Origin of the sequence: Acinetobacter sp. WY4, assembly GCF_018438165.1 — a bacterium.
Lineage (GTDB): Bacteria > Pseudomonadota > Gammaproteobacteria > Pseudomonadales > Moraxellaceae > Acinetobacter.
On the sequence record NZ_CP053947.1, the window covers coordinates 330,405 to 342,619 of the forward strand.

Consider the following 12,215-nt stretch of genomic DNA (forward strand, 5'->3'; position numbering starts at 1 on the left):
GTAAATTTGATGATTTAATTTTCAAATGATCAAGTTTACTTAATTCGATCAAAATCCTCGGTTTTCAACGTGAATAATTCAGATAACTAAAGCTATAATGCGCTTAGTTATTTTAATTAAAGCATTAGGAGATCGCATGACTGTAGATGTCACTGAAACCATTTCTCAAACTGTACATCCTGCGTTTCAGTTGGTACGTCAACAACATGTTGAAGCTTTAGACATTTTCGTGTCTGAATATAAACATAAAGTGACTGGCGCCACACATTATCATCTGGCGACCAATCACGACGAAAATGTCTTTCTGGTGGCGTTTCGTACCCAGCCGATGGATTCTAAAGGCGAAGCACATATTCTGGAACATACTGCGCTGTGTGGTTCAGAAAAATTCCCGGTGCGTGATCCATTCTTCCTGATGATTCGCCGTTCACTGAATACTTTCATGAATGCCTTTACTGCGGCGGACTGGACTGCGTACCCATTTGCGACGCAGAACAGCAAGGATTTCCAGAACCTGCTTGAAGTGTATATGGATGCAGCATTTGCTGCGAACCTCAATCCACTAGATTTTGCCCAGGAAGGCATTCGCATTGAGCTGGAAAATGGCGAGCCTGTCTATAAAGGCGTGGTCTTTAATGAAATGAAAGGTGCGATGAGTTCGCCTTCAGATCAGTTGTATCACACGCTGGCGCATCATTTATTCCCAAATACGACCTATCACTATAATTCGGGCGGTGATCCTAAAGATATTCCTGACCTGACTTACCAAGAGTTGGTTGATTTCTATAAGTCACATTATCATCCAAGTAATGCAGTCTTCATGACCTTTGGCAATAAGACCGCATTCGAATTGCAAGAGCAGTTTGAACATCTGGCATTGTCGAAATTTGAAAAAGGTCAGACGCTGCATCCAACACCTGAAACCCGCCTGACTGCACCATTGACGGTTACAGACAGCTATGCTGTTGATGCTGAAGACCTGCAGGACAAGACCTATCATGTGCTGTCATGGTTATTGCCAGAAGCCAGTGACATTAAACTGCGTTTAGGTATGCGTTTAGTTGAAGGTATCTTGTTAGAAGATTCAGCATCACCACTGCGTCATTATCTGGAAACGTGTGGTTATGCTGATGCAACAGGTCCATTCATGGGCGTGGATGATTCTAATTTTGAAATGACTTTCTACTGTGCGGTACAGGGTTCAAATCCTGAACATGCAGAAGAATTTAAAAATGGTGTGTTTAAGGTTCTGGAAGAAGTTGCCTCTAAACCGGTTGATCAGAACATGGTCGATGCGATTCTGCATCAAATTGAATTGCATCAGCGTGAAATTAATGGTGATGGTACACCGTATGGTTTAAGCCTGATTCTGAGCGGTCTGGGTAGTGCCATTCATCACCGTGATCCGGTCGAAGTCTGGGATGTGGATTCTGCGATTGCGGCAGTTAAAGAAGAGCTGCAAGATCCGATGTGGTTATCCAATCTGATCAAAGAGCATCTGCTGGATAATCCACATCGTGTCCAACTGACGCTGGTTCCGGATGCGACCAAATCTGCCAAAGAAGCAGCGGATGAAAAAGCGCGTCTGGCTGAAATTGGCAAGAATCTGACTGAAGAACAGAAAGCTGAAATTATTGCGCAGACTGAAGCATTGAATGTGCGTCAGGACACGCCGGATGACTTGAATTTATTGCCGAAAGTCGGTCTGGAAGATGTCCCTGCGGAATTGCAAATTGTTCAAGGCCAGTTGCGTGAGATTATCTGTAACCGTGTTGATACGCCGTTGAACCTGTATCATGCCGGCACCAATGGGATTTATTATCAACAGGTTCTGGTCAATATTCCGGATGAAGTGGTGCAGTCGCCTTACTTTAACCTGCTGTCGATCCTGATGGGTGAAGTTGGTGCGGGTGAGTATGATTATCTTGAGTTCCAGCAACTGCAAACAGCGGTAAGTGGCGGTCTGGGCATGGGCGCATCTTTGCGTTCTAAAGTCGATGACAAAAACAAAATTACTGCCTGGTTGACGTTGACTACCAAATCTTTGGTGAATCATCTGGATGCAATTCGTCTGTTAAAGATCGGTTTTGAACAGCTTCGTTTTGATGAGAAAGATCGTATTGTTGAACTGTTACAACAGCGTAAAACGCGCTGGCAGTCACGTATTTCTGGTTCTGGACATAGCTATGCAATGCAAACGGCTTCACGTCAGCATAGTGCATTGGCTTTGCGTGATTATCACAATACCGGTTTGGGTGCATTGAACTGGCTGATCGAGCTGGTGTCTAAGATCGAAAAAGATCCGGCTGAATATGATCTGCTGATTGATGAATTAAAACGGATTCATCGGGTCTTGTTGCAAGCACCAAAGCAATTCCTGTTAGTCTGTGAAGAGCCGCAGTCTGAGCATCTGATCGAAGAAATTCAGAATGTCTGGGATAAACTTGAAGTTGATTCTGCACCAGTTTCATTAACTCAAGTCGAAAAAGTAACCCATGACCAGCACGAAGCCTGGTTGATTCAAGCCAATGTCCAGTTCTGTGCGGCTGCTTATCCAGCTGTTGAAGTTTCACATCCTGATGCTGCTGCATTGATGGTACTGGCGGGTTATTTGCGTAATGGCTTCCTGCACAGTGCCATCCGTGAAAAAGGCGGTGCCTATGGTGGTGGTGCCAGCTATGACGGGAATGCCTGTTCATTCCGTTTCTACAGCTATCGTGACCCACGTCTGGCAGAAACTTTCCAGGATTTTGATGCGAGTATTCAGTGGTTACTTAATGCACCACAACAGCCACACCAGTTGGAAGAAGCCATTCTGGGTCTGATTGCCAGCATGGATAAACCGGGTTCACCGGCAGGCGAAGCCATTACTGCATGTTATTCTTACTTGCATCAACGTACGCCAGCGTTCCGTAAAAAATTACGTGAACGTTTATTGAATGTCACACTGGATGATTTGCAGCGTGTTGCACAGACCTATCTGGTCGAGCAGCAGGCGACGAAAGCCATTGTAGCGCCAGTGGCAAAACGTGAAATGCTGGAACAGCTTGGTTTTGTAATTCAACAAGTTCTATAAATAAAAAAAAGAGGATAATGGATGGCGCTTAATTCGTTTAAGCGCTCAACTCTACAGCTGAGCGTTTTGCTGGGCTGTGCAGTTGGGACGCAAGTGAATGCGGAAGAAACAGTAGTCAACAGTCCCACGCCGGCAACGGCTGAAGCCTGTGCTGCACTGGAAATTAGTGCAGAGCGTCTGGCCTGTTATGATACTTTATTTAAAATTCCGGTCACTGATAAGCCTGCAATCGTTTCTGAGCGTCGTGCAGCAGCAGAAATTGCGCCTGAACCCGATAATTTAAAAGCGAAAATTGGTCAAACCGTTTCCAATATTTATGCTTCTGAAGGATCAAAGTTGACGCCGAATCTTTCTTTGCTGGATAGCCGCTGGGAACTCTCTCCAGAAAGTAAATTAGGCACCTGGAACATTCGTTCTTATCAGCCAGTGTATTTGATGCCAGGTTTCTGGACATCAAAGAAAAATGAATTTCCTCAAAGTGAAAATCCAGAAAACACGGTGAAAGAAGATCAAAATCTCACTTCAACCGAAGCAAAGTTTCAGTTGTCTTTAAAGACCAAGGCAGTTGAGAATATTTTGGGCGATAATGGTGATCTCTGGCTTGGTTATACTCAGTCTTCGCGTTGGCAAGTCTATAACTCGGAAGAATCACGTCCGTTTCGTGAAACCAACTATGAACCCGAAGCCAGTTTAATTTTCCGAACCAACTATGATCTTTTAGGTCTGAACTGGCGTATGTTGGGACTGACCATCAATCATCAGTCCAATGGTCGTTCTGATCCGTTATCACGTAGCTGGAACCGGGTGATGCTGAATCTTGGTTTTGAAAAAGACAATTTTGCCTTGATGGTTCGTCCTTGGTATCGCTTTGAAGAGAAGCGAGAAGAAGATAACAATCCAGAGATCAAAAACTATATTGGCCGTGGAGACATGACCGCATTTTATCGTTATAAGGAGCATGATTTTTCATTGATGCTGCGACATACTTTAAAAGGTGGAGATGAAAACCGTGGAGCCGTACAGTTCGACTGGTCATTCCCGATCAGTGGGCGTTTGCGTGGTCAATTCCAGCTATTTGATGGCTACGGAGAAAGCCTGATTGATTATAATCACCGTGCCACGTATGTCGGTTTAGGTGTTTCCTTGATGAACTGGTTCTAAAATTCCCAGTTAAATCATCTTGGAATTAAAATAAAAAACCATGCTGCGGCATGGTTTTTTATATATAGATTAGCCAATCTGGATTTCTGAAGGCGGATGTTTGAGACGACTCTTTTTTGGAGTCGCAATAAAATAAGCAAGCGTCAGTGGCCCTAGACGCCCTGCGAACATTAACAACATTAGAATAATCAAACTGGCAGGTTGTAGTTCCTCTGTTACCCCTCGGGACAAGCCAACGGTACAGGCCGCAGACACGGCTTCAAACAACAGATCCAGAAAATCCTGCTCAGGTTCCAGGATTAATAAGCTCATAAAACCCATCATGATCAACGCTGCAGTAATACACACGACGGCCAATGCTTTAAACGTAGTTTTTTCAGGAATAGAGTGATTAAACAGCCGGATCTCATCTTCGCGTCTTAAAAAACTGATTACGCTGATGACCACAATAATAAACGTACCGACCTTAATGCCGCCCGCCGTACTTAAGGAACCTCCACCAATAAACATTAGAAATATGGTAACTAGAGTGGATGCATCACTCATTTGTTCCATTGGCAAGCTATGAAAACCTGAAGAGCGGGGAACGGTGGCATGGAACCAGGCATTCACGGCCTGATCGCCCAAACTCATGAGACCTAAGGTCTGTGGATTGGAAGCCTCCAATAGCCAAAGTACGATAAAAGCACTTAGGTTCAGACCCAGAATCGTTGAGAGGATTAGCTTGCTGTTGGTACTCAACTTACGCCAGCGCTTATGTTCTTTGACGTCCATCAGCACCAGAAAACCGATACCGCCAATGATATACAGCATACTGATGGTAAAGGTAATCAGATACTGTCCTGAAAAGCTCATCAAGCTATTTGGAAATAGTGAAAATCCACCATTATTAAAAGCGGAGACGCTATAAAAGGCTGCATAAAATAGTGCATCGCTAAACTGATATTCTTTGAGCCAAGCCAAAGTCAGAATCAGCGTACCGATTGCTTCAAAGAATAGAGAATATAAAAACACGGCTTTAATGGTAAAACTGACTTTTTTCAGGCTAGTTTGTCCAATGGACTCCTGTGCCATGACTTGTTGTTTTAGCCCCAGTTGCGGTGCCAGACTCATCACTGCCAGAATGGCAAAGGTCATAAAACCCAAGCCGCCGCATTGCAACAAAAACATAATCACGATTTGACCAAATACGGTATAGGCTTCACCGACATTCACCACCGATAGCCCGGTAATGGTCACAGCAGAAGTTGCTGTAAAAATCGCCTCCAGCCAGCTGATTTCTCCATGATGTGCAATAGGCAGCATCAATAGCAGTGAGCCGATCAGAATTAATCCGAGAAAACCCAAAGCCAGTAAGCTTGGAGGACTGAGGTTAATCGTCCTGTGTTGCTTTAAATCAGAACTTTTCATAGATGTTTAAAATATTTAGCAAGACGGCGCAAAGGTTCCAGCAATCCTTCAACCAGTAAAATATCGCCTTCCTGAAGAATCTGATTGGCATCTACGTGATATTGCAATGTAGATCCGCGTTTATGTAATAAGGTCGTGATTTCAGGAGCATGCTTCATCAACTGATTCAGTGGCGTACCATGATGGTCCGCATGAATTTCAATTTTGACAATATAATGATCATCCTCAAGCGCCATATAACGACTGACCATCGGATAGCTTAATGACTGGGCCACCCGAACGCCCATATCTTCTTCAGGGTGAATGATTTTTTCAACATTGAGATGGGTCAGAATCATGTGGTGGGATTTGGATTTGGCCTTTACCCAGATTTTCTTCACGCCCATATTTTTTAAATGCAATACACATAGAATGCTGGCCTCAATATCCTCTCCAATCGCAACGACAACGGCATCACAGCGCTGAATATTCAGCTCGTCTAGTACATGTTCATCGGTTGCATCGGCAATCACAGCATGGGTTAGTTGATCGGAAATATTTTCGACATATTTTTTATTCAGATCGATCCCTATCACTTCATGCTTCAGACTGATCAGTTGCGTGGCCACGGTCGCACCAAAACTACCAAGCCCAATGACTGCAAATAATGCCATTTGCTATCCTTAATTATTCTAAATAAAGTATTTTGAGTTATGTTAGCGTTAATCTAATCCAAGATGTTTGAAGTTTTACATAATTGATATAAATCGTTTATTTAGAAAGGAAAAGAACTAAATGGTTGAGAATTGTGTGCTTGATTGGGGAGCTATAGCAACGATTGCTGCCGCAATTTTAACGGTTATCGTGGCTTACTGTATTTCAAAGCAATGGAAAACACAAAAGAGAGTTGAGAGAGTTTCAAATATTGCAAAGGAAGTCCATCTGGATATTACAAAATTTGATAAATATTTTGCCCAATATATTGCTTCGCATATTGATAATTTAAATGAAGGACCTAATGAGGGGAATGTATACTATGGTATTGAAAAAGAATTGAATCCGATTATTTATGATTTATATGTAGGTATGATTTCTAATTTAGAGATCATTCTTGAAGTAGAAAAAGATAAAGATCTTGAACAGCTAAAGGGAAGATTAATTAAAACTTACGAAAAACTTGATCAGCTTCAAAATGATATTTTACATTTAGCTATATTTAGTAAAGATAAAATTTTAGATGATGATCGCAGGAGATATCACAGTATTGATATTAAAGTTGCACACGAAGTTTTAACTACAACTCTAAATAGTTTAAAAAATCATTAATAAAATTTATTGTATATAAATAAAAAACCGCCTCGAAAGGCGGTTTATGTTTGAGAGAATTACTTCAAGAAACGTTGATAACCCAGATTATTGGTAATTTCCTGATATGGATAGGTAATGGTTTCGAGAGTTTCGATCAAGCCGTCCGGATTTTGTTGTGCATCGGTCGCTTCAAGACCCACCAGAACACGTCCTTCAGCAGCGCCGTGGTTACGGTAGTGGAACAGGGTAATGTTATGGGTCGGGCCCAGACGTTCCAGGAACATCAGTAAAGCGCCAGGACGCTCCGGGAATTCCACTCGGAACAGGCGTTCATTTTCAATATCGGCATGACCACCGATCAGGTAACGGATATGCAGTTTGGCCACTTCGTCATCAGACAGATCATCAACGTCATACTGGAACTTTAAGGTTTCATAAATTTCTTGACGTTCTTTCTCGCCATTTTTTAGACTAATACCGACAAAGACCTGTGCCGCAGAAGCATCGCTGGCACGGTAGTTAAATTCAGTAATATTACGACCTTGCAAGGCACGGCAGAAGCTCAGGAATGAACCTTTCTGTTCTGGAATGGTCACGGCAAAGATTGCTTCTTTTCGTTCACCCAATTCGGTACGTTCAGCGATATAACGTAAACGGTCGAAGTTCATGTTGGCGCCGCAGACAATCGACACCATGTTTTTCCCTTCGATACCATGTTCAGCTACGTACTTTTTGATGCCGGCCAGTGCCATTGCACCAGATGGTTCGACAATGCTACGGCATTCGTCATAAGTGTCTTTAATCGCTGCACAGACTTCATCCGTATTCACCAGCACCACATTCGGTTCAACGATCGGGCCTGAATTGTCCGACTTTTGCAGACGAATCACATCAAATGGTTTTTCACCAATTTGGGCTACAGCTGTACCATCAGCAAATAAACCTACAGATGGAAGAATCACACGCTCATTGGCTTCTAAAGCAGCTTTTAAACAGGCAGATTCGTCGTATTCCACGGGAATGACTTTCACATGTGGTGCGACATCACCTAAATACGCTGCAACACCTGCGATCAGGCCACCACCGCCAACTGCGACAAACACGTAATCCACATCGCGCCATTGGCGAAGAATTTCATTGGCAATGGTGCCTTGGCCAGCAATCACCAGTTCATCATCATAAGGCGGAATGAAAGTCATCCCATCTTCCTGGGCACGTTGAATCGCATATTTATTGGCAACATCAAATGAATCACCATGCAAAACCACTTCGCCACCCAGACGTTTAACCGCCTGTACCTTGATATCAGGTGTGGTTTTAGGCATCACAATAATCGCGCGAATACCCAGCTTTTTCCCTGAGAGTGCCACGCCCTGTGCATGGTTGCCCGCTGAAGCAGTAATAACGCCACGTTCCATTTGTGATTTCGGTAGTTGACTAATACGGTTATAGGCACCGCGTAGTTTGAATGAAAAAACCGGTTGTAAATCTTCACGTTTAAAGCGGATGTTATTATTGAGTCGTTCGCTAATTCGTGGCGCTGCTTCGAGTGGAGTTTCGATTGCAACATCGTAGACCGTTGCTTGTAAAATTTGTCGAACCAAACGAGACAGCATGTTAATTTTCCATCTAACAGTTTAAAATAGGGGCTTATTGTAACAAACCACACGGCTTTGCGGTTTAAAAAAGCTGCAAAAGTCCAAAATAGTTGAGTGAAGCCATGAGTCTATATGCAACCCAAGATGAGAAAAAACAAGCAGCAGCCAAAGCCGCTTTAAAACACTTGCCAAAAGGGGGTATTTTAGGCGTAGGTACAGGCAGTACTGTAAACTTTTTAATTGACTTATTACCTGAGCTGCAATTGGAAGCTGCGGTAGCCAGTTCAGAAGCAACTGCACAGCGTTTGAAAAAGCTCGGCATTGAAGTGGTGGATATGAACTCTGTCAGTGGTCTGGATGCTTATGTTGATGGCGCAGATGAAATTGATCGTCATATGCATATGATCAAAGGTGGCGGCGCAGCGCTCACACGTGAAAAAATTGTTGCCTCTATCGCGAAAAAATTCGTGTGTATCGTGGATGATTCAAAATGGGTGGGACAATTGGGCCGTGAATTCCCGCTTCCGGTAGAGGTGATTCCAATGGCGCGTTCTGCTGTTGCGCGTAAAATTGTATCTTTAGGTGGCGATCCTGCTTATCGTGAAGGTGTGGTCACTGACAACGGTAACGTGATTTTAGATGTATATAACCTCAATATTCTGAATGCGCTTGAACTGGAAAAAACCTTAAACGATATTCCGGGCGTGGTGTGTAACGGGATCTTTGCGATTAATAAAGCAGATATCGCCATTGTCGCGACGGATAACGGAATTGAAGAGCGTACTGCGGTTTAATTAAACTTTCTAGAAAAAATCCCTCTAAATCTCCCTGAGCGAAGTTTTAAAACACTGCTTTAAAAACAAGTGCAAGAAGGGAGACTTTTAAAAGCCCCTCTTTGAAAAAAAGGGGTTTGGGGAGATTAAAAAAAACTATAATGACCTTATCCGACCTACCCGAAATTCAAATCACCCGAAATGTCCGTTCAACACGGTTACGTTTGCGTGTCGATGCGACCCAGATTCGTCTGACAGCACCGGTTTTTTGCAGCAAAAAACAGATACAGCATTTTATTGAACAATCTGAAAGCTGGCTGATTAAAACCTGGCAATCCCAGCAGGAAAAAATCGAAAATATTGACCGGACGTTACCGATTGAGCTGCGGTTATTTAATCTAAAAGAACCTGTACAAATTTATTATCAAAGCCAGAAGAGCAACTTCATTTTTGATCATAAAAATTTACAGCTTTGCATCAGTGACCGACATCCTGAAGAATATTTAAAAACTTTCGTGATTGCCTACGCAAAAGAACAGCTTCCTTCATATTTAAATCTTGTCTCACAGCAATGTCATTTGCCTTTTAAAAACTGCAGTATTCGACAACCTAAAACCCGGTGGGGCAGTTGTTCGGCCAAACATGACATTATGCTGAATAGTGCGCTAGTATTATTCCCTGAACAAGTCACGCGTTATGTCGCGGTACATGAACTGGTACATACAAAGCATTTTGATCATAGCCCACGCTTTTGGGCAGAAGTTGCCAAGCATGATCAGCATTTCCAGCAGCATCGTAAAGCGCTGAAAAATACGCCGTTGCCATATTGGTGGGGAGCCTAAAAGCATAATTAATAGGTCAATACAACTCTATTAAAATAGCCTAAGCAATCCAGGCATTTTATCCTCTAAATCGGACTTATCCTGCTGATCAATTAAAAAACCAGCAAACCCCAGTGAAATGGTTTAGAAAACCTCAACTTCCTGTCATACTAGGCTGTATAAAGGAAACATTTATTTGAGGTAATCATCGTGATTTCAGTGGGTATTGTGGGTGGTACGGGTTATACAGGCGTTGAACTTTTGCGTCTTTTGCTACGACATCCAGATGTAAATGTAACAGCACTGACATCACGTACTGAAGCAGGCCGTCGTGTAGATGACATGTTCCCGAGCTTGCGCGGGCATACCGATCTTAAATTTTCCGATTTAAGTCTGGATTTATTAAAATCATGCGATGTGGTGTTCTTTGCAACGCCGCATGGTGTCGCAATGAAACATGCCGAAGAGCTGGTTGCTGCAAATACCAAAGTGATCGACCTGGCGGCAGATTTCCGTTTACAAGATCTTGAACAGTTTGAAAAATGGTATGGCATGCAACATGCATGTCCAGAACTGTTAAAAAATTCTGTTTATGGTTTATCTGAGCTAAATCGTGAAGAGATTAAAAAAGCGAATGTCATTGGAAATCCAGGTTGTTATCCAACCACAGTTCAGTTGGGTCTGGCGCCAGTTTTAAAAGCGGTTGAAGCATTGGTGAAACCTGAAAGCATTATTATTGATGCCAAATCTGGTGTATCAGGTGCAGGACGTAAAGCCAGTCTGGGCATGATTTATTCTGAAAATGCCGATAACTTTAAGGCCTATGGTGTAGCAGGTCATCGTCATCACCCTGAAATTGTCGAAGCACTGGAAAATATTTCAGGTCAAAAAAATGTGTTTGATCATATTTTATTTGTACCGCATTTGGTGCCGATGATTCGTGGTATGTTGTCGACCATCTATATCGATTTAACTAAAGCAGGGCAAGCGGCAGATTTACAAGCGCTATATGAGCAGTTCTATGCCAATGAAGTATTTGTGGATGTTATGCCGGCGGGTAGCTCACCAGAAACCCGTTCAGTACGCGGGGCGAATCAGTTGCGTATTGCCTTGTATAAGCCACAGCCAACGAAATTGGTGATCCTGGTTGCACAAGATAATCTGGTAAAAGGCGCAGCAGGTCAGGCTGTGCAAAACATGAACCTGATGTTTGGTTTTGCTGAAGACGCTGGCTTAAATAATATTGGTTTATTACCATAAAAAACGTATTAGAACTTCACACACATTTAGATTTGCATTTAAATGTGTGTCTTGATTAAAGCAAACAAGAGATCAAAATGCCGAATAACGAGTCAAATACGACGCTACCTCAGGAAACCGGTACTAAGAAACCATTCATGAAAGGCAATACGCCCTTAGCCATTGGTGCGGCTGTATTGATCTTAAGCAGTGGCGTACTCGGATATACCGTAGGACATCGTCAGGGTTTGACTGCGGCGGGTTATGATGCAGATGCAGAGCAACTGGTGGATGTGGTACAGACTCAGAAAGCCAGTCTTGAAACACTGAACAAGACACTGAATACTGCGGTTCAGGAGCGTGATCTGGCTGTCAGCAATGCCAATGATCTGTATCTGGCCATGACTAAGGCACGTGATGAACAGGTGCAGGCTGAAAGTGTAGGAACCATTTATCGCGAAATTTTGCGTCAGCGTGGTGGTTTGGCATTGGCGGTTCAAAACCTGTCGATTAAACCTTTGCCGGAAAATGCCTTTGAATATCAGATTGATCTGGTTCAGGTTAGTCCAGGCAAAAGTCGTGCCTCAGGTAGTGTGGAATTGCGCCTGATTAAAGGTACGGAAATTCTGGTGGTGCCACTGGAAGATAAAAACTTTAATTTTGAAAATTATGAGCGACTCACTGGCCGCTGGACCATGCCGAAAGGCTTTAAACCAGAATTTATTGAAGTGCGTCTCACCGGTGCCAAGCCTGTGATTCGTCGTTTTAGTTGGGAACAGGGCAAAGCAGTCGAAAATCAGTCTGCCACCTTGTCAGAAATTCCGAAAACCGAAGCAAATGCAAATTAAGT

10 protein-coding genes are annotated in these 12,215 nt (G+C 43.1%); 7 read left to right on the forward strand and 3 right to left on the reverse strand.

Features of this window, described 5'->3' with window-relative positions:
- Window positions 1-136: 136 nt before the first annotated feature.
- Together G4D73_RS01575 and G4D73_RS01580 are read left to right on the forward strand one after the other, a co-directional pair.
- Window positions 137-3,076, forward strand: coding sequence for an insulinase family protein (locus G4D73_RS01575; protein WP_213687211.1), 2,940 nt, complete (start codon window positions 137-139; stop codon window positions 3,074-3,076).
- A 21-nt stretch (window positions 3,077-3,097) separates the two neighbouring features.
- Window positions 3,098-4,237 (forward strand): phospholipase A, encoded by a 1,140-nt coding sequence (locus G4D73_RS01580; RefSeq protein WP_213687212.1) that lies wholly within the window; start codon window positions 3,098-3,100, stop codon window positions 4,235-4,237.
- A 69-nt stretch (window positions 4,238-4,306) separates the two neighbouring features.
- Here G4D73_RS01580 and G4D73_RS01585 read toward each other — a convergent pair whose 3' ends face one another.
- Both G4D73_RS01585 and G4D73_RS01590 read right to left on the reverse strand, forming a co-directional pair.
- Entirely contained in the window at window positions 4,307-5,647 is a 1,341-nt protein-coding gene (locus tag G4D73_RS01585) for a TrkH family potassium uptake protein (RefSeq protein ID WP_004279789.1), read from the reverse strand.
- On the reverse strand, window positions 5,644-6,300 hold the full coding sequence (locus G4D73_RS01590; protein ID WP_005246545.1) for a potassium channel family protein: 657 nt from the start codon (window positions 6,298-6,300) through the stop codon (window positions 5,644-5,646). Before G4D73_RS01590 ends, G4D73_RS01585 begins: the two co-directional genes overlap by 4 nt.
- Before the next feature lie 121 nt (window positions 6,301-6,421).
- On the opposite strand from G4D73_RS01590, the gene G4D73_RS01595 reads away from it, so the two are divergent.
- A complete protein-coding gene (locus tag G4D73_RS01595; RefSeq protein WP_213687213.1) occupies window positions 6,422-6,952 on the forward strand; it encodes a hypothetical protein in 531 nt (176 codons plus the stop codon).
- A 59-nt stretch (window positions 6,953-7,011) separates the two neighbouring features.
- On the opposite strand, the gene ilvA is transcribed toward G4D73_RS01595, so the two are convergent.
- Window positions 7,012-8,550 (reverse strand): threonine ammonia-lyase, biosynthetic, encoded by a 1,539-nt coding sequence (ilvA, locus tag G4D73_RS01600; protein WP_004646781.1) that lies wholly within the window; start codon window positions 8,548-8,550, stop codon window positions 7,012-7,014.
- Between the two features lie 104 nt (window positions 8,551-8,654).
- Here ilvA and rpiA point away from each other — a divergent pair, with 104 nt between their 5' ends.
- The 4 genes from rpiA to G4D73_RS01620 all read left to right on the forward strand — a co-directional run bounded on the left by rpiA (window position 8,655) and on the right by G4D73_RS01620 (window position 12,213).
- Window positions 8,655-9,326 (forward strand): ribose-5-phosphate isomerase RpiA, encoded by a 672-nt coding sequence (rpiA, locus tag G4D73_RS01605; RefSeq protein WP_004279784.1) that lies wholly within the window; start codon window positions 8,655-8,657, stop codon window positions 9,324-9,326.
- Window positions 9,327-9,466: 140 nt separating this feature from the next.
- Window positions 9,467-10,147: a M48 family metallopeptidase gene (locus tag G4D73_RS01610; RefSeq protein WP_213687214.1), complete on the forward strand. Its 681-nt coding sequence runs from the start codon at window positions 9,467-9,469 to the stop codon at window positions 10,145-10,147.
- 183 nt (window positions 10,148-10,330) lie between these two features.
- Window positions 10,331-11,386, forward strand: coding sequence for an N-acetyl-gamma-glutamyl-phosphate reductase (argC, locus tag G4D73_RS01615; protein WP_213687711.1), 1,056 nt, complete (start codon window positions 10,331-10,333; stop codon window positions 11,384-11,386).
- A 77-nt stretch (window positions 11,387-11,463) separates the two neighbouring features.
- Window positions 11,464-12,213 carry a DUF6776 family protein gene (locus G4D73_RS01620; RefSeq protein ID WP_213687215.1) on the forward strand — a complete coding sequence of 250 codons (750 nt, stop codon included), beginning with the start codon at window positions 11,464-11,466 and terminating at the stop codon, window positions 12,211-12,213.
- The last annotated feature ends 2 nt before the right edge of the window (window positions 12,214-12,215 follow it).

Coding starts and splice junctions, on each gene's coding strand:
- G4D73_RS01575 (WP_213687211.1), top strand. CDS start 137: ATGACTGTAGATGTCACTGAAACCATTTCTCAAACTGTACATCCTGCG.
- G4D73_RS01580 (WP_213687212.1), top strand. CDS start 3,098: ATGGCGCTTAATTCGTTTAAGCGCTCAACTCTACAGCTGAGCGTTTTG.
- G4D73_RS01585 (WP_004279789.1), bottom strand. CDS start 5,647: ATGAAAAGTTCTGATTTAAAGCAACACAGGACGATTAACCTCAGTCCT.
- G4D73_RS01590 (WP_005246545.1), bottom strand. CDS start 6,300: ATGGCATTATTTGCAGTCATTGGGCTTGGTAGTTTTGGTGCGACCGTG.
- G4D73_RS01595 (WP_213687213.1), top strand. CDS start 6,422: ATGGTTGAGAATTGTGTGCTTGATTGGGGAGCTATAGCAACGATTGCT.
- ilvA (WP_004646781.1), bottom strand. CDS start 8,550: ATGCTGTCTCGTTTGGTTCGACAAATTTTACAAGCAACGGTCTACGAT.
- rpiA (WP_004279784.1), top strand. CDS start 8,655: ATGAGTCTATATGCAACCCAAGATGAGAAAAAACAAGCAGCAGCCAAA.
- G4D73_RS01610 (WP_213687214.1), top strand. CDS start 9,467: ATGACCTTATCCGACCTACCCGAAATTCAAATCACCCGAAATGTCCGT.
- G4D73_RS01620 (WP_213687215.1), top strand. CDS start 11,464: ATGCCGAATAACGAGTCAAATACGACGCTACCTCAGGAAACCGGTACT.